Genomic DNA, 17,812 nt, shown 5'->3' with positions numbered 1-17,812 from the left:
TAATTGACAGGCGCTATCCGAGAGAGAGGTTAAAGCATCATGTCAACCCCTGGACCCGATGGGCTACCAGCGCTCTTCCGCGCAGGCGACATCGGGGTATCTTCTGAATGGCGCGACATAACCTACGATTGGGCACCCATCTTGACCGCAGATGGAGTGTTCATCTACAGCTATCTGCGGGATATGTTCGACAATCAGCGGATGCTCAGGCCGTTCATCCTCGATCCCGATGGTCCTACCAAACAACGGATTCAGCGTATCCTGGGACGGCGTACCGGCTGGGCGATCCAGGGGCCGGAATACCTGCTATCTACCGTCGGGCTGGTGCATGTCGAAGTCCAGTACGGCTCCAGCGGCGACATAGAGCGTCCTCACCACACGGCAGCCACCTATTATGTCGTCGGACGGCTGGATCATCCGGTGCTGGATTGGAAGATGTTGGAGCGCGTGCTGGATGCGCTGTTGGTCGCGCTCGAACCTGCCGCCGCCGATCCACTCGGCGCTACTCGCCAGAAGGATGCTCAGGCTGCCCTGCGATCGCTGGGCCAGGCGGGTATGCTGCAAAACACCGATCCCGAAGACCTCTTCGATCCTGACGGCGCGTGGCCGTCGCTGCTCCCGGCGCTGATTCAAGACGAGCGCTGGGCCAGGCTATTTGCCCATCTGCATGGCGTAGACGCGCTTCAGCCCTACCGCCAGCAGGCCCGCGCCTGGGTCGAGTGGTCGCAACGCCGAGCTGCGCGGCTGATGCAGGAGAATCGCGCCATCGCCAATCAGCTTCTCTCAGCGCAGCGGCGTTATCCCCGTGGTGGTGGACATAATGGAACACCGGGAATACCGAACACATCGCCGGGTGCCGGGGTACCGGCAGTGCCAGGGACAGATGCGGCAGGGACAGGTGTGCCAGGGACAACGGAGCGTGGGTCGAGCATGCCAGGGACAATCGCGTCCTCATGTGTCCCTGAGGGTCTTGCAGTGACTCAAACACCTGATGTCTCCGCCGAGTCCCCGCAGAGTCCCCAGGGTCTTGCAGTGACTCGAAGACCTCTAGGGACAGGCGGCGAAGAAGCGCAGCAGCAGCGCGAATCTCAGGAGCAGGTGGATGTCTCCGCCGAGTCCCTGCTGCGTGATCTGATCATTATGCCTTGGAGTCATGAGACATCGAATCCTCCTTTTGGGGAGACTCCGATCCAGTCCATCGGCGGGACTCGGCTGGCTCGGTCATTGATCGAGCCAGCCGTTGGAGACATTCCGCTGGTAGCGCCGCACATCCGCGACGATGAGCTTTCGAGCACCCGGCACGACAGCCACTTCTGGCAGGCGGTGCAGCAGATCTTGTACGGCGGTCAGCAGCGCTACGCCTATACCGAAGGCGAGAAAAAAGCGGCCTATCGTCTGTTCAAGCGAACGAATACGCCCATAGGTGTCGTACTGGCGGCGCTGCGGGCCGTCATGTCCCTGCCGGAGTCCCTGCGTCCGCGCCGCTTTGGCGATGCGCTCAAGCTGCCTGTGTTTCATCAGTGTGTCCAGCAAGCGTTGTCCCTGGTTCAAGCGCGCGGCTCAGCCGAATCGTCGGCGATATGGCCTCAGTTCCTCCAGGCGTATCGCTCGATCGGCCAGACGACCAGCCTGCGCGACGTGAGTGTCCCTGAGTATCATGTGCTCAAAGCGCTCTTCGAGCGGCAGCCCGATGAATGCTGGGAGGTGCTTCAGCGCGCGGAGCAGGCGGCGACACCGCCGCAGCTCTCGGTAGCCTACCTGCGGCGGGCGATCAGCAATAACCAGCAGGCGGCTGCCCGGCGCGCATTGCAACCTGCCGATCCCTGCGCTACCAGGCGACCTCCAGGGACACGCGCGAAGGCCGCATCTGTCCCTGAAGCGCTACAGGATGTCCCTGCGCCATCCGATGCTCGCCGTCTGCTGCTAGAGCGTGAGGGCGTTAATCCGGCGATCCTGACGGCGGCGATCACCCAGGAGCAGATCGAGGCATGGATCGCGGAGGCAGATGTGCGCCGCGCCGAGATTAAAGATCGAGCCGCCTGGCTGGCGTGGGGCATTCGCTCAGGCCACCTGCCACAGGATCATCCGAAGCTGCCACGCGGCCCACAGCGCGCTGGTGTCTCGGGCGCGCAGACGCTCGCGCCGGGATTGTGTGCCTGTGGTCGCTACACCGGCGGCGGTTTGTGTCCCGCCTGTGCCGTTCCCGCTGCCGATCAGCAGCCGCAAGCAGCCGGATCGAAGCAGGCGGAGCAGCCGCAGCAGGTCTGGCATGTAGCCCTGGATAGCCTGCGCAAACATCTGCCCTACAGCGAGTTTGAAACGTGGATCAGAGAAACATCGCTGGTTCAGCTCGAAGACCAGCAGGCGATCGTGGGCACGCCCAACATCTTTGCGCGCGATAAGCTTCAAGAGTCCTACGCGCCGCTGATCGCGGATACGCTGCATACGCTGCTCGGCTTTCCAGTGCAGGTTGCCGTGGTGCTCGACTCGCGGCTGAGCTACTATCGCTGAGTCCTGACCGCGCTCGTTCGATTCGAGACGGTAAGGTAGCCGGTAAGGTCGCTCTGCTATGCTACGGTCATAGCAGCGAAGCACTTCCCCCCGGTGCCGAACTGAAAAGCAAGCCACTACAGATTTCAATAACAAGATGAACCCTGGTTTCAATGTGTCGCACGTTCACCCTCTGAGCGTCATCCACCACGACGCGCGATGCATCCAGATCCGGCGCTCCACCCTCATATGGATCGGGATGCTCAAAAACGAACGTGCAGCGAAAGCCACTGAGGAGGCTGCCATAGTGCGATGCTGTGGCTGTGTCCCCAGTGGCTTTTGCGTGTCCAGCCGACCAGGAATACTCGCATGAGGACGCTCGGCCAACCCTGAAGCAGCGACGCCTGCCGTGGTCGAGTCGGCTGAGTAAACTCCAGCGATCTTGGCAAAAAAGCTTAAAGCTGGTATCAATATTATCGCCCTTCCCCCAGGGTAACTGTCGGACGCACATCGTTGTAATGGAGGTATCATGAACCGGGATGAGCAGGAAGATACGACGATCTACAAGGTTGTCGTCAACCACGAGGAGCAGTATTCGATCTGGCCCGCCGACCGCGAGAACGCGCTGGGCTGGCGCGACGTCGGCAAGAGCGGACCCAAGCAGGAGTGCCTGGACTACATCAAAGAGGTCTGGACCGACATGCGCCCGCTGAGCCTGCGCAAAAAGATGGAAGAAGCCCAGGGCCAGGGCGAGTAAGCTCGCTCCCCGAGAAGCTCCCACAGCGCCAGAGAGCCTGGCATTGTGGGAGCTTCTTTCGTTGCGATGCCCGCCGGATCGCGCTTAGCCCTGCGCGTCGCGCCACTGGGCCAGCCGCTTTGCCGCCTCGATGTTCCAGGGCGCGCCCAGGCCCAGGATCATATGCGTCGCGCCCGCGTCCACAAATGCATCGAGCTGATCCAGCTCGTTGGGGTTGACCAGCACGGTACGCTCGACCGCCGCCGGGTCGCGGCCTAGCTCGTGACACCAGCTCGTGAGCACCTCGTTCTTGTGCTTATATGTTTCGGGCGGCCCGAAGCTATTCCAGAGATCGGCGTACTGCGCGACCAGCCGGAGCGTGACTTTCTCGCCGCCGCCGCCGATCAGCGTCGGGATGGGGTTGCGCACGGGCGGCGGGTTAAGCTTCTGCCAGCGCTCTTTGATCACCGGCAGGCTGCGGCCAAGCTCCTGAAGGCGGCCCGGAGCGGTGCCGAACTCATAGCCGTACTCGCGGTAGTCGCGCTCGAACCAGCCAGCGCCAATGCCGAAAATCAAGCGTCCGCCGCTGATATGATCGACAGTTCGCGCCATGTCGGCCAGCAGGTCGGGATTGCGGTAGCTGTTGCACGTCACCAGGCAGCCGATCTCGGCGCGACTCGTCAACTGCGCCATCGCCGTCACCAGCGTCCAGCCCTCAAAGTGCGTGCCCTCAGGATCGCCGTACAGCGGGTAGAAATGATCCCAGGTCCAGATCGTGTCGACGCCAAGCTCCTCGGCCTGCCGCACGCCGTCGGCGAAATCGGCGTAGGACGTGTGCTGCGGCTGTAGTTGTACTCCGATGCGAATTCGTGACATCATGCGCTCCCTTTGCATATACATATACCTGTATCGTACTCCAAGTTTGCACGGTGCTCAGATACTAGCGCCAATCTCTGACCCACGCTTCCACATACGGCATGCCGCTCTCAAGCGCCGCCCGCGTCACCGCACGGATGTCGAGCGGCACGCGGCGTAGCTCGATGCCCAGGCGCTGGCCGTGCCAGCTCAGGATCGCGTACTCCGCCCAGGGCGGATTGCGGATCTCATCGCTCGCGCCGAGGATCTCGTAGGGCAGGCCAACGCTGCCGGGATTGATTACGATCTGCCCGTTGTAGCGGCGCAGCATCTGGACGTGCGTGTGACCGCTGGCGATAACCAGCGCGGCGGTGTTCGACAGCATCGGCGCGAGGGCATCGTCGGGCGTGGTTGTCTCGATCGCTTCCGTGTTCGAGCGCGGCGAGCCATGAACGCACAGCAGCGCGGTCTTGTCGTCGAGCGCGACCTCGATCGTCGGCGCGAACGTGCGCAGGAAGTCCAGGTCGGCGGCGGTCAGTTGCTCGCGGCACCAGCGATCGATCGCCTGATGAATCTCGTCGCTGGCTGCGGTCGCTGGCCGCGCAGTGATCAGCCACTCATCGGTATTGCCCATAACCACCGGACAGTTGAGCGCGCGCAGCCGCTCGATCGCTTCGTGCGGCTGCGGGCCGGTCGCGGCGACATCGCCGAGGCAAACGATCCGATCGACCGCCTGGCCTGCGAGATCGGCGAGCACCGTCTCCAGCGCTACCAGGTTGCCGTGAATATCCGAGATCAGTGCAACGCGCATCTCATGCTCCTTCGCGGTATGTCCGATCGATCGTGCATACTGTATTCTATGCCTGAGCCAGCGCCCAGACAGCCTGGCTGGTTTTGGCGATCTGGAAGGCTCCTCCATTCGACCCTACCAAAATCAAATCGATTTTGGTATCCTACAGCGGGAAGTCGGGAGAACATCCACCACCGGGTACATTCTCAAGTATCCATCAACCCCTTTGTATGCGCCTGCCTTCAAAATCACACGGCACAGTGTGTCGTTTGTTCGTCTCCTTATACCTACTGGTCTGCGCCCAAGGGTATCAACGAAAGAGATCCCCCCATGCAACGGCATCGGCGTCTCGTCGGCCAGCGATGCGCGCTATAACTGGTGGGGCAACGCCAGCGGCCCGACCTCGCCCGACAACGCGCGCGGCACCGGCGACTCGGCGGCCTCCGGCGTGCCGATCAAGCCGTTCCTGACGGCAGCGCCCGACTATAGCAACAGCGCGCGTCCAGTTGCACGCGCCGTCGTTCCTGGCAGAGCCGGGGCAGCAGATCATGCTCAACTGGGAATCGCAGGATGCCAGCGGCCTGGCTTCTCACAAAATCCTGTTCTCGCCCGACAGCGGCGGCGAGCAGACCTACACCGTTATCGCGGATAGCCTGCCTGCCTGGCAGCGGTCGTTCGAGTGGACGGTGCCCAACATCGGCTTCCAGGGAACCAATCCGACCGCGACGATCCGCGTGGTGGCGGTAGATAGCACCGGGCGCGAGGGCTGGATGCCGCCTCGTTGGTTATTCCTTCGGGCGAGGCGACTGGCACGCTGACCATCACCAGCGACCTGCGCGGCCCCTTCCGCACGGGCGATCAGGTACCGATCTGCTGGACCGCGTCGGGCTTGAGCCTGGCGGCGGATAGCTTCGAGGCGTATCTGTTCATGGATGGTAATCAGCGCAGCGTTTCGCTCGGCGGCATGGGAACGGCGGGCTGCCTGCCGCTGCCGCTGACGATGCCATTCGTCAGCACCGACTCGGCGCGGGTCGGCATCAAGATCTACGGCACCTACAATCGTGTCAAGTGGTTCTTCAGCGAGCCGTTCACGATCCGCCCCGACGCGCGCATCCCCGACGCAGCGCCGACGGTAGCGCTGCTCAGCCCGGTGAGCGGCGCGAGCATCGCCCCCGGCTCAAGCGTGCCGATCGCCTGGTCCGCCAGCGATGACGAGGGCCTGCGCTCGTTCGACGTGCATGGCTCGTATGACGGCGGACGAACCTGGCACGTGATCGCGCGTGATCTGCCTGGCAGCGCCCGCAGCTACACGTGGCAGACCGCGCCCGGCAGCGGCTTTGCCAGCGTGCAGGTGCGGGTGGTCGCTCACGACCTGCGCTTCCAGAACTCGTCGGCTACCAACAGCAGCGGCACCACGCCCCCACCGGCGACGCCCACGCCAACACCTGCGCCAACGCTCACGCCGACCCCGCTGCCCACGGCCACGGCGACTCCGACGCCGGACACGGTTTCGATCAGCCGCGCTGAGTACACCGTCTCGAAGAAGCAGCTCAGGGTCGAGGCCAGCAGCACACGGAGCGCGGCGACGCTCAAGGCGTATGTGACGGCGACCGGCGAGTATATCGGCACGCTGAGCAGTGGCGGCAACGGCAGATATAGCGGACAGTGGAGCTGGCCCGTCAACCCCCAGAATATCACTGTGCGCAGTAGCCTGGGCGGCACGGCGACCAGATCTGTAACTGCCAGGTAGTCGGTTGCGAGCGGGAATAGCGGTCTTACGGCCCGTTCCCGCTGCCGCTGGTAGGTGCGACATGCCGTAGCTATGGCGCGGCATGTCGCACCATCGAGCGCCCGATCGCGGATCTGACTCGTTGTTCGCAGTATGGGTCGACGCTAGAGGGTTTCCAGAATGATCGGGGTGGTCGTCGGCTGCGCGCTGCCCCCGGCGGGCTCGACGCTGATACCGAACGCCTGATACTGCCCGATCGGACGCTGCGCCAGGATCTCAGCAGCGCCCTGTCCATTCGGATCGACGCTGAGCAGGCCCACGCTTTCGGGCTGATTGTCGGCGATCAGCCAGAGCTGGTAGGTCTTATCCTGTGGCAGCGCCGCCAGCGCCGTCGTCTTGAGCACGGCACGCGCGCGGCTGGGATCGAACAGCAGGTAGCCCTGCGGCGCTTCGGGATCGGTCGCCGCGAGCGGAACGATGCGCGTGCCGGGCGCGTACAGCACCGCCACCAGCGATTGTTGCTCCGCCAGTTGCCCGCGCAGGCTGGCGATCTCATCCTGGAGCCGCACGGTGCGCCAGCCGAGCAGCGCCACCAGGAGCAGCAGCGCGCCTGAAAGTTGCAGCCCGAGGCGCGGCGAGCGCAGCCACGGCGGGAGCGAAAAGCGCTCCCACCACGAGCGGCGGGTCTTGCCCTGAAGATGTTGCAGATGGGCAACGCGCTGCATCACTTTGCCACGGAGCGCGGGCGGCGGATCGTGCTGATCGGGAGTCCACGCAAAAAGCTGCACAAGCTGCTTGGCCTCCTCTAACAGCGCGCGGCAGCGTGGGCACTCATCCAAATGCTCGTCAACCGCAACCTGCTCGCCGGGCTCAAGCGCACCAAGCGCATACAAATCGATCAGCTCGTCAACATGCTGGTCGGTCATACTTCACCCTCTGTCACAAAGCGCTCTAAGGCTGATCGGAGCCGATCCATACCGCGTCGGATGCGGGCTTTCACGGTGCCTAGCGGATCTCCCAGCGCTGCCGCAATCTCCAGATGACTTAATCCTCCGAAATAGGCCAGCTCGATCGCCTGCTGCTGCGACGGCGGCAGCGAGCGCAGCGCGCGGCGTACTTGCTCCGCCTGGAGGTTACGCAGCACCGACTCGGGCACGTCGTGGCTGCTCGGCTCGTTCGGCAGCGACCACTCGCTGGCCTGCGCGTCGGCCTGCTGCGGGCGGCGCTGACGCTTACGAACGCGATCGATCGCCACATGATGCGTCATGCTCAGCAGCCAGCTCCCGAATCGTCCGCGCTGCGCATCGAACGTGGGCGCGTGACGCCAGACTCGCTCGAACACATCCTGGGTCACTTCCTCGGCATCGGCGCTATCGGTCAGGATGCGCAGCGCCAGCGAAAAGACGGGCCGTGCGTAGCGCGTGTAGAGCGCATCCAGCGCGGCCAGGTCGCCGCTCGCCAGCCGCTCGATCAATTCCTCGTCGGTTGCCTCCACGTTGGAAGTCTCTCCCCACTCTATACGACGTTTCGCTGATGATGCATCGCGGCGATCTCGATCCAGCGTCCGATCCGAGACGACATCCTTCTGGCGCTGATACATGATACACCCACAGAGAACGTCCTGTGCGCTGCGCGCAACAATTGGCCGTCATGGCGCGGTAACGTTGACCTTGCCGAGCATCGACTCGTGACGCTTGCAAAAGTAGGCGTACTCGCCCGGCTCGGTAAAGGTAAAGGCAAACGTGCCGCCCTGCTCGAAGAAGCCTGAGTCGAAGGCGTCGCCGGGCTGGCCCGGCATGCCCGCCGTGATGCTATGCTCGATCGCATCCTCATTCGTCCAAATCACCGTCGTGCCCGTCCGGACGTCCAGGACAGCGGGCTTGAACATGAAGAGCTTGATCGTGGCCGCTGTCTCAGCCTGCGCCGCAGCCGTCGCGCCCGGCTGAGCCGCCTCGGCTGGGACGACCGTCGCGGTCGGCGCTGCCGTGGGCGCTGGCGTGGCCGTCGCAGCCGGTGTTGGCTGTGGGGTCGCCGTCGCGCTTGCCGCCGCAACTCCGCTCGCCGATGGCGGCGTGGTTGTGGAGCCGCAGGCCGCCAGCAGCAGCCCAAGCAGCAGCGCCAGCGTGCCGATCCCTGATCTCATCAGTGGGTTATTCATAGCTGATCCGCTGTGCAGATGATCGATCGCATCTGCCTACCTCTCGTCTTCGCCTGTCTCTACAATGAGGAGCGGGAGCTTCAACTCCCGCTCCGTGGCGTGCCGCTTTGCCCCGCGCAGCACGTTTCCAGCAGCTCCGGCTTAGACCGTACGGCGGTAGCGTCGGGCCAGAGCCAGCCCGCCAAGCATCAGCGCCACGGCCACGACGATCAGTGCGTACAGCATCGGCGTTTCAGCGCCGGTATTCGGCATCATCGCTGGCGTATGCGATGAGTCGTTGGCTGCCGCGCCTGCCGCCGTCGCGCCGAATTTGTCGGGGAACTGCTGGACGATGGCGCTGGCTAGCGGATCGGCGATCATCGACATATGGGCGTATGCGTTGCGCTGCGCGGTATAGGCCTTGGCGTAGTCGTCGGTCGCCTGGGCATCGACGACATCCTTGAGCGTCAGGACGTGGGTCTTGACGAGATCGGCGACGGCATCTTTGGGCAGGTTGGGATTGGCCGAGCTGAGGAACGCGCCGAAGTCCTGGGTGTACTGGGTCAGATCGGCAACCGCCTGGTCCTGCTTGGCCTGGTCCTTGGCGGCGACGCCCTGAGTGTAATCGACGAAGAAGCCGATATGCGTGCGCCAGAGCGGCAGGAAGGCTTGTTCGGCCTCCGCGCCATAGACCGAGCCGATCGCCTTGGAGAGGTCGACGGAGTTGGCGTCGAGCGCGTCGGCTGCCGCCTTGAACTCCGCGTCACGCCCGTGCAGCGCGGCGTTGGTCGCGCTCGACGCCAGCACCACATGCTCTTGCAGGCCCAGGTTGAGCGTTGTGCGCAGGTTCGCGGCGGCTGAGTCGGCGCTGCCAGCGAACTTGTTGGGGAACTGCTTACCGATCGCGCCCGCCAGCGGCCCGGCGATCATATCCATGTGCGCGTAGGACGTGCGGAGCGCGGTGTAGGCTTTGGCCTGATCGCCAGCGGCCTGCGCATCGACGACATCCTTGAGGGTCAGCACATGGGTCTTGACCAGATCGGCGACGGCATCTTTGGGCAGGTTGGGATTGGCGGAATTGAGGAACGCGCCGAAGTCCTGGGTGTACTGGGTCAGATCGGCAACCGCCTTGTCTTGCTTGGCCTGGTCCTTGGCGGCGACGCCCTGAGTGTAATCGACGAAGAAGCCGATATGCGTGCGCCAGAGCGGCAGGAAGGCTTGCTCGGCCTCCGCGCCATAGACCGAGCCGATCGCCTTGGCGAGATCGACGGAGTTGGCGTCGAGCGCGTCGGCTGCCGCCTTGAACTCCGCATCACGTCCGCCGAGCGCCGCATTCGTAGCGCTGGCAGCCAGTATCACATGCTCGCCGAGCTGCGAGCTGAGCAGCGCGCGGAGATCGGATGCGTTGATCGCCGTAGTGGAAGCCTGGGCCGGAATGGCAGCGCTTGCTCCAAGCCAGAGCAGCGTGGCTACGATCAGCAGGGAAAGTTGCTTATACATGAACTCGCTCCTTCATCCATTATTGGGTGTCGTTGTTTCCATCGCACAGATCTGGCGGCTGGAAGACCAAACGATTATGCTCTCCAATCCGCTTGCGTATCCTCGGTGCAAGATGTGCCAGCTCGGTATGCTGCGATGCTGCCTCGCGAGACTCAGCATGTGCAACTTCTAGCTGTCTGCCCTATATTCGTCGCCGGTGCTCGATCTGGATGCAGCAATTTAAAGCAAACAGCGAGGACGGGCTTAAGCCCGTCCTCGCGTGTGTATCGGCTGTTCCGGCCCACACCCCCGGCCTGACGGCCCGCTGTTCTCCGTCGGGCCAGGGGAAAGAGGGAGAGTGTGGGGGACGCCCCCACACCCCCGGCCTGACGGCGGCCTTACGGCGCTGTCACGGTGAACGTCGCTCCCGCGCTGCGTCCGAAGACCTCCGGCGCGTACATCTGGTAGGCCGTCGCCGGGAGCGTCTGGAACGTTCCGGTAGTTGTGGCGCGTGCCAGATAGGTATAGTGATAGGTGCCCTTCGGCAGGTCGGTGGCGAAGAGCGCCACGCGATTGTGATGGATCTCGGTCTGCCCGAAGTACCACCAGTACGGGTACTCGGCCTCGGCATCGGCGTTGGTCAGCGTGGGATCTTGCGCGACATCGGTCACGGTCTTGAGGCTGCTATCCAGCGGCTCCAGACCAGCCGGAAGCATATCCTCGACCGCAAGGTAGCGCACATTCTCCGGCACCGTGAGCGTGAGCCGCACCTGCACGACATCGCTGAGCCTGGCCTGCTTGATCAGCTCGCCGGTGGGCGTCAGCGTGTCGCTGTTGACGGCGATGTACTCGCGCTGAACCGCGAGGCCCTGATCGAGCGGCTCGACCGACGCGGCATCCTCGTAGTAGCGCATCCGCAGGGTGTAGTAGAGCCGTCCCTTGCCGCTCTGGCCGCTGCCCGCCTGCCGCTTGATCGTGAGCTGGCTCTGGCCGCCCGATTTGAGATCAGCCAGCGCGATCACCACATCGATCGGATCGCTGAGGTTGTCGCGATTGACGGTGCCCTCGCTGAGCGTCTTGCCGTCGAGCGCCGCCTGGTAGCTGTAGCTGGCCTCAAGCTCGCCGCTCTGCACGGTGTACTCGGCCAGCGCCATCAGCGCCACCGCCGACTCCTGCGTCGAGCGCCAGTGCCCATCCTCGCGCACGCTCATCAGGTAGCGCGCGGCGTTCGGCACCAGGAAGTTGCCGGCGTCGGTGCGGACGAGCGCCTGAAGCACCAGCGCCGTCGTGCGCGTATCGCTGTTCATGGTCCAGTAGTGCTGCTCGCGCTCCTCCCAGTGGCCGTGTGTCGGCCCAAGGATCGCGCTGCTCATCAGCTCGCCGATCAACGTCTGGATGCGCTCGTCCTCGTTGCCGAGCGTTTGGAGCGTCATCAGCAGGTAGGCCCGACCGTAGATCGCCAGATCGGCGTGCTTGTCGTAGAGCGCGATCGTCCGACCGCGATCGGCCTTGCCCGCCTCTGCCAGCACGAAGAGCACGTAGCTGCGAGCATCGTCAACCGATGGCCCTTTGGCCGGATCGAGCGCATCGCCGTCGAGCGCCGCTTGCAGATAGGCGATGCCTCTGTCGACGACCTGCTGGTCAACGCCGAATCCGGCCTTCTGCGCCTCGATCAAGCCCTGCACGACATACGCCGTCAGATACGGATGGCTCTGGTCGGTGCTCCACCAGCCCCAGCCACCGTCAAGATTCTGGAGGCTGACGAGGCGCTGCGCGGCGACCGTCAGGTTTTGCTCAAGCGACGTTTTGAGCGCCTGGTTTTCGATGCCGAGCTGCTTGTAGATGCGGTACGTTACGGCGTTCGGCAGGAAGCGGCTGACGGTCTGCTCGGTGCAGCCGTAGGGATACTGCTCAAGGTATTCCAGCCCGCTTTCGATCCCGGCGGCAAGCGACGGCACCAGCTCAAGCCGGACCTCGCCCTGCTTGTCGGCGGGCGCTTGCAGCGTCTCGACGGTGGTGTTCTGCACCTGGCCCGCGCTGGCGACGACCTCCGGCGTCATGTAGCGCTGAATCGTGAGCGGCTGCTCGATCGCGTCCTCCAGATCGCCGCCCTTGACCGTGAAGCGCAGCGTGGTCGTGCCCGCCTCCGGCACCTCAGCCGCCCAGCGCACCACCGTCTGCCCATTCGCGGGCACGTTGACGGTCTGCTGCTTGGCCGAGGTCAGCGCGATCTCGCCCGGATCGAGCATCACCGTAGCCTCGATCGCCGCCGACGTGGTGTTGTGGATCACCGCCTGCAACGTCGGCTGATCGCCGACAGTCAGGAAGCGCGGCAGCGACGGTCGGATCAGCAGCGGTCGCGTGGCGATGATGTCGGCGGTCGTCTCTCCCACACGAGTATCGGCAGTCAGGCCGCGCGCGGACATGCGCCAGGTGGTCAGCGTGTCGGGCAGCTTCAGCGAGATCCTGGCCGTGCCGTCGTCGCCCGTGACGACCGACGGGTTCCAGTAGGCGGTGTCGGGAAACTCGCGGCGAACCAGCGCGTCGCCGCCTGCGCTGCCGCCGCCGCCCTTCGCGCCCGCCTGAAGCCGCAGCGTGACCCGATCCATCAGCACGGTCAGCGATTGGGCGGTGATCACGCCCAGGGGCCGCTTCTCGTAGAACGCCTGGCGCAGCGTCGGGTTGGGATCGTCGGCCAGCGTCAGCACCGATTTATCGACCAATGCCAGCCCGACCTCGGCCTTGACGCCTTTGCCGGTGTGATCGGTCGCTTTGATCGTGTAGGCCACCTCGTCGCGCGGCCCGGCGGTTTCTTTGTCGGGCGTGATCGCGATCGTTAGCTCCTGCTGCTCGGTCGAGACTGGCAGATTGACCAGGCCCACGCGCAGATCGGGCGTCGGCACGTCCTTATCCGCCGGTTTGATCAGCACCAGCGAGACATAGACGTTCGGCGCGTAGTCGGCGCTGATCGGCACCTCAAGCAGCTCGGTCGTGCCCTGGATCGTCAGCAGCCGGTGCTCGATCACCTCGCCGCGCTCGATCGTCATCAGCGCGGTCATGCCTTTGTAGGGCGCTGGCACCAGCACTTTGGCCGTCTCGCCCGGCTTATAGCCGGCTTTGTCGGCGATCAGATCGATGCGGTTGGTGTCGTTGACGCCCCAGAAGGTATCGCCGCCGCTGGCCCAGGTGAAGGCGCTCGACTTGATGGTGTGCCCGGCGTCGTCACGGGCCTGCGCGCCGATGCGGTAGGAGCCGCCTTCTTTGGGCGTGAAGCTAATGCTGCCACGGCCCTGCGCGTCGGTCGTCGCCTTTTGCGTCTCGACCAGCGTATCGGTGAACTTGGAGGTCCAGTAGAGCCGCCCGTCGGAGCCTTGCTCGCGGGCGCTGTACCACTCGCGCTGGTAGATGCCGATCTCAAGCGCGCGCTGCGGCACCGGCCTGTCCTGCGGATCGACCGTGATCAGCGAGATCTGCTGCGGCTGGCCGACCTGCGCGACGTAGCCTTCGGGCCGCAGGCCGATGTAGAACGCTCCGGCGTGAACGCTGGCCTGGCCCTGCCCGGCGATCACCTGGCCGTCGACATCGGTGATTTCGACGCTGAGCGTGAGCCTGCGGCTGTGGTTGTTCTTGCCCAGCTCCGCCGGAAGGCTCAGCTTGAGCCGTCCCTGCGCGTCGGTCGTGCCCTTGCCCTCGCTGACCAGCTCGCCGTTGAAGGGGCGCTCGCCGTCGAACCAGCGGTACGACTCGTACGCATCGTCGAAGTTCTCGAAGAGGTAGTTGGGCGCGGTCTGGCTGGTGAAGAAGAGCGGCGTCGCCTGGAGCCGCCAGCGGACCGGCGCGTTGGCGACCGCGCCGCTGGCGAAGTAGCGCGCCGTAACGTCGACTTCCAGCTTCTCGCCCTGGATCAGCTCGGTTTGAGCGGGCGTGACCGTCACCTCAAATGCGGGCTTGCGATACTCGGAGACGGTGAAGCTGCCCTGCACGGCGGGCGGCTGCTCAGGATTCCTGCCCGGCTCGGTGTCCAGCCGCACGATCATGCTGTAGCCGCCGAGTTTGGCGCTGCGCGCGAGCGTCAGGCTGGTGTTGAACGTTCCGAACTCGCTCAGCGGCAGCGTGGAGGTCATGATCGTCGTGCCCTGCGGATCGGCGATCGTCAGGAGTGCCTGCTGGCCCGAGCCGGGCAGCGCGTAGCGCCCATCGTGATCCATGCGCAGCGCGCCACGGATATAGACCGTGTGCTCCGGCTGGTAGAGCGGGCGATCGGTGGAGATGCTGCCGACGCTCAGCCGGTTTCCGTAGTCGGCGGGCAGGCCAAAGTCCCACGGGCCGATCCCGGTGCCCCAGCCGGTCGTAGCGAAGGCGAATCGATCACCCGACGCCGACCAGACATAGATCGGATCGTAGGTGCTGGCGCTGGTGAAATTCGTGTGCAGGATGCCTTCGGCGTCGGTGCTGCCCAGCTCTTGCAGCGCGGGCGGCTGGCTCTGATCAGGCTTCGTCGAGTATGACACCGACTTTGCCAGCAGCGGTAGATCGCTCACTGGCTCGCCGCTGGCGAGATCGACCGCCCAGACAAAGAGCTTGTCGCTGCTGCGCTTGAGCGTCAGCGCGTACGGGCTGACGACCATCAGCCGCCGATCGGCGAGGCCGCCGGCGTTGACCTGCACAAAGTAGGTGCCGGGATCGAGCCGCCCAAGATCGAGCACGTCCACGCGCTCCTCGTTGCGCGCGCCGGGCAGCTTTTGCTGGCCCTCCTTGACCAGCGTGGCCTGATCGGGCTTGAATTGGTTCCATAGATCGTAGTTGGTCAGCAGATCCGGTATCTGGTTGACATCGACCCGCGACAGCCGGTAGCTGACGTTTGGCACATTGACGTAACGTAGCGGAACGCGCGCCGCGACGTTGGCGTTATAGACGCCGATCTGATCCTGGCCGACCATCATCAGCGATGGGCGGAGCGGGCTGGTGCGGAAAGCAACGGTCGCGTCGCTGCCGAGCGAAACGCCGTAGGGATCGCGCGCCGCCGCCCCGACCGTGATGCGGTAGTCGGTTTCCGGCTTCATCGTGAAGCTGATATAGAAGTTGGCCTGGTCGGTCGCGGTGTAGACGCGGCTGGGCTTGGGATCGATCGTCAGGTTGCGCTCGACCGTCTGCCAATCGAGCGGGGTGCTGAAGTTCAGCGCAATGCCCGATCCGACATCGGCGTTAGTTTCGCCATCCGACGGGCGGGAGCTAATCAGCGCAGGCAGCGGCGCGACACGAAAGCGCGCCTGGTAGGCTTTTGCCAGCGCGCCGTCGCCATCCCTGGAGCGGGCCGACGTTTCGACGGTGAGGATGTAGCTTGCGCCGCGCTGCAACGGCTCCGCTGGCGTGAACGTGGCGATGCTGCCCTTGGCGGCGACGGAGCCGGGAATGCTCGCGCCCGCGCTCGACCGCAGCCTGATCGCGGCTTGCAGGCTGGCGAGATCCATCGGCTGGTTGAAGTGGATCTGGAGCGGATCGCGCGGGCTGGCCTGATCGGCGGTGTCCGGCGGCTCGCTCCTGGCGACGGCGGGCTTGATCGTGGCGAAGCTCCAGGCGTGCTCCTGGCCCAGCCTGCCGCCGGTCTGGTCTTGTAGCCCGGCAGCGACACGCACGCTGTAGCGCGTCGAGGGCGTGAGCGCGACCTTCGGCGAGAAGACGTAGGTGCTGGTGTCGAGCCAGCGGCCCTCGCCCTCAAGCGCCGGGGCGATCTCTAGCGGCTGCGGCAGATTGGCCTGCGCGTCCAGGCTGGTCACGGCTACGACCGGATGGTTGAAGCGGACACTGATCCGCTTGGTCGTCGTCAGCACCTCGCTGGTGTCGGGCTTTGGCTCGACCTGATCGACCTCCAGATCGCCCATCACGGTGAAGCTCCACGTCAGCGGCTCGCTGTTGAGCGCCGCGCCGGTGGTTGTGCGGATGCCGGGGGTGAGCTTCGCCTCGTAGCGCGCGCTGCGATCGAGCGGCGCAGCGGGCTTGAAGCGCAGGCTGCCCGCGCTCGTCTCGATCGTGCCCGCGACGGACTCGTTGCTCTCGGCTTTGTAGAGCGTAAAGTGGTCGCGCGCGGAGGCGCTGTCTACGTCGGGAGCAAGCCGCACCTCGATCGCGCTGGTCGTCGGCACGTCGGTCGCGCCGTCGTAGGGCCGCGCTCCGGCCAGCAGCGGCGCTTCGGTGGTGAACTGCCAGCTTACCGGCTGCTCCATCCGCGCGCTTCCATCGGGCGTGATCTCGGCGCGGACGGTCGCGGTGTAGGTGGTGGCGGCGTGCAGGCCGTTCTCAGGATAAAAGCCGTAGAGCGTGGGCGAGAGCCAGCGGCCCAGGCCCGGCTGCTGCGGCGTCAGCGTGAGCGGCTGCGGCAGCGTATCGGCAAGCGTCGGGTCTTGCGCGGCTGCGGCGATCGTCGCGGCATCCACGATCGGCGCTGCGAACTCGACAGTGATCGGCGCGCGCTGGGCCACATCGGTCGCGTCCTGCTCCGGGCCGTAGCGTGCCACTGTAACATAGGGCAGCGTAGCAAACGCAATCGGCGTGGCGCGCTCGATCGACCGACCGAGGATATTCCTGGCAGCGCTGACGGTCAGGCGGTAGCGCGTGTCGTAGCTTAGATCGCCCTGTGGCTGAATGATCACGGCGTTGCGCTGCCACTCCATCGCCAGCGGTACGGCTGGTTCGAGTGCCGCGCTGACAGAGCCGGGCAAGATCCACTGATCGAACTCGACTCGGATGCTGCTCTGTGGATTGACATCGGACGCGCCATCGGATGGAGTGACGCGCACAATGCGCGGCCCGGACAGCGCCAGCGGGCCGAGGAATACGCCCAGCACGACGATCACGAGCGCTGCGATGGCGAGCAGCACGTTGCGTCGCGTCAGGTTTGGCTTTAAAGATTTCATCGATCCCTCCAAGTATGGCGAGTGCAAATGAAGCTATGGTTGACGCACGACGAACTGGACGGTTTCACTGGACCTCTGTCGCCCCTGGTGATCTTCGACGACGACGGTTGCGCGGTGCAGCCCCGGCGCAAGCGCCCAGAACGCGCGGTAGGGCGGGCCGCTAAACGTGGCGAGCGGCGCGTCGTCCACGTAGATCGTGAGCCGGGCAACATCGCCTCCGGCGCGCGCCTGCATCTCGATCTGCTGGCGCTCGCGGGGAATGCCGGGGCTGAGCGAAAAGACCGCTCCTGTTACCGGCGCGGTCAACACCGGCTGCGCCTGCATTGCCAGCGCAATCTGTGCGTCGGCGCTGTCGGGCTGGCTCGCAGCGGCGGCGCTCTGCTCCTCCGGCAGCGGGCAGATCTGCTGCGGCACGCGGGGCAGCCCGACGCGGTTCAGCCACGTCTCGGCCTCAGGCGGCAGCAGCCGGTAGCTGCGCATCACTGTGCGCTCCGGTGGATAGCCCGCCGGAGCGCGACAGTCGAGATCGGGATCGACCGCGACGTTGACATGCGTATCGTCGGCTTCGGTCGGCTCCGTCCCGGCGATAAATCGCTCCAGCTTCGCGCCGGGGCAGGTCGGTGATGGGAGCTTGCCGCCCTCGGCGCAGATTGGCAGCTCGACAATCCCCGCCGGGCGGCTG

At 65.0% G+C, this 17,812-nt stretch carries 12 protein-coding genes; 4 read left to right on the top strand and 8 right to left on the bottom strand.

Annotated elements, in window-relative coordinates:
• Positions 1-39 precede the first annotated feature (39 nt).
• Complete coding sequence (locus tag VFZ66_01935) at positions 40-2,511, top strand: DnaA N-terminal domain-containing protein (protein HEX6287915.1); 2,472 nt, start codon at positions 40-42, stop codon at positions 2,509-2,511.
• A 508-nt stretch (positions 2,512-3,019) separates the two neighbouring features.
• Positions 3,020-3,247, top strand: coding sequence for an MbtH family protein (locus VFZ66_01930; protein ID HEX6287914.1), 228 nt, complete (start codon positions 3,020-3,022; stop codon positions 3,245-3,247).
• 84 nt (positions 3,248-3,331) lie between these two features.
• Here the strand turns inward: VFZ66_01930 and VFZ66_01925 are convergent, their stop codons facing one another.
• On the bottom strand, positions 3,332-4,105 hold the full coding sequence (locus tag VFZ66_01925; GenBank protein ID HEX6287913.1) for an LLM class F420-dependent oxidoreductase: 774 nt from the start codon (positions 4,103-4,105) through the stop codon (positions 3,332-3,334).
• A gap of 61 nt (positions 4,106-4,166) precedes the next feature.
• On the bottom strand, positions 4,167-4,892 hold the full coding sequence (locus tag VFZ66_01920) for a metallophosphoesterase family protein (protein HEX6287912.1): 726 nt from the start codon (positions 4,890-4,892) through the stop codon (positions 4,167-4,169).
• Between the two features lie 485 nt (positions 4,893-5,377).
• On the opposite strand from VFZ66_01920, the gene VFZ66_01915 reads away from it, so the two are divergent.
• Entirely contained in the window at positions 5,378-5,689 is a 312-nt protein-coding gene (locus tag VFZ66_01915; GenBank protein ID HEX6287911.1) for a hypothetical protein, read from the top strand.
• The gene (locus VFZ66_01910) at positions 5,653-6,621 is read left to right on the top strand and encodes a hypothetical protein (protein HEX6287910.1); all 969 of its coding nucleotides are present in this window, start codon (positions 5,653-5,655) and stop codon (positions 6,619-6,621) included. Before VFZ66_01915 ends, VFZ66_01910 begins: the two co-directional genes overlap by 37 nt.
• Before the next feature lie 143 nt (positions 6,622-6,764).
• Here VFZ66_01910 and VFZ66_01905 read toward each other — a convergent pair whose 3' ends face one another.
• The 6 genes from VFZ66_01905 to VFZ66_01880 all read right to left on the bottom strand — a co-directional run.
• Positions 6,765-7,526 carry an anti-sigma factor gene (locus VFZ66_01905; protein ID HEX6287909.1) on the bottom strand — a complete coding sequence of 254 codons (762 nt, stop codon included), beginning with the start codon at positions 7,524-7,526 and terminating at the stop codon, positions 6,765-6,767.
• Positions 7,523-8,095, bottom strand: a complete 573-nt coding sequence (locus VFZ66_01900) for a sigma-70 family RNA polymerase sigma factor (GenBank protein ID HEX6287908.1) — start codon at positions 8,093-8,095, stop codon at positions 7,523-7,525. The genes VFZ66_01905 and VFZ66_01900 overlap by 4 nt, the downstream gene beginning before the upstream one ends.
• Positions 8,096-8,248: 153 nt before the next feature.
• Positions 8,249-8,758, bottom strand: a complete 510-nt coding sequence (locus tag VFZ66_01895; GenBank protein ID HEX6287907.1) for a plastocyanin/azurin family copper-binding protein — start codon at positions 8,756-8,758, stop codon at positions 8,249-8,251.
• A gap of 141 nt (positions 8,759-8,899) precedes the next feature.
• On the bottom strand, positions 8,900-10,237 hold the full coding sequence (locus tag VFZ66_01890) for an LPXTG cell wall anchor domain-containing protein (GenBank protein HEX6287906.1): 1,338 nt from the start codon (positions 10,235-10,237) through the stop codon (positions 8,900-8,902).
• A 377-nt stretch (positions 10,238-10,614) separates the two neighbouring features.
• On the bottom strand, positions 10,615-17,130 hold the full coding sequence (locus VFZ66_01885; protein ID HEX6287905.1) for an Ig-like domain-containing protein: 6,516 nt from the start codon (positions 17,128-17,130) through the stop codon (positions 10,615-10,617).
• Positions 17,131-17,163: 33 nt separating this feature from the next.
• Positions 17,164-17,812 (bottom strand): hypothetical protein (locus tag VFZ66_01880; protein ID HEX6287904.1); only part of this gene is annotated, 649 nt, incomplete at its 5' end.

The sequence above is a fragment of the Herpetosiphonaceae bacterium genome, assembly GCA_036374795.1.
GTDB lineage: Bacteria > Chloroflexota > Chloroflexia > Chloroflexales > Kallotenuaceae > LB3-1.
This window is presented reverse-complemented; position numbering and strand designations above follow the sequence as displayed.

Excerpts from the sequence above, each read along its gene's own strand:
- VFZ66_01925 (HEX6287913.1), bottom strand. The coding sequence starts at position 4,105 with ATGATGTCACGAATTCGCATCGGAGTACAACTACAGCCGCAGCACACG.
- VFZ66_01885 (HEX6287905.1), bottom strand. The coding sequence starts at position 17,130 with ATGAAATCTTTAAAGCCAAACCTGACGCGACGCAACGTGCTGCTCGCC.
- VFZ66_01935 (HEX6287915.1), top strand. The coding sequence starts at position 40 with ATGTCAACCCCTGGACCCGATGGGCTACCAGCGCTCTTCCGCGCAGGC.
- VFZ66_01930 (HEX6287914.1), top strand. The coding sequence starts at position 3,020 with ATGAACCGGGATGAGCAGGAAGATACGACGATCTACAAGGTTGTCGTC.
- VFZ66_01905 (HEX6287909.1), bottom strand. The coding sequence starts at position 7,526 with ATGACCGACCAGCATGTTGACGAGCTGATCGATTTGTATGCGCTTGGT.
- VFZ66_01920 (HEX6287912.1), bottom strand. The coding sequence starts at position 4,892 with ATGCGCGTTGCACTGATCTCGGATATTCACGGCAACCTGGTAGCGCTG.
- VFZ66_01890 (HEX6287906.1), bottom strand. The coding sequence starts at position 10,237 with ATGTATAAGCAACTTTCCCTGCTGATCGTAGCCACGCTGCTCTGGCTT.
- VFZ66_01895 (HEX6287907.1), bottom strand. The coding sequence starts at position 8,758 with ATGAATAACCCACTGATGAGATCAGGGATCGGCACGCTGGCGCTGCTG.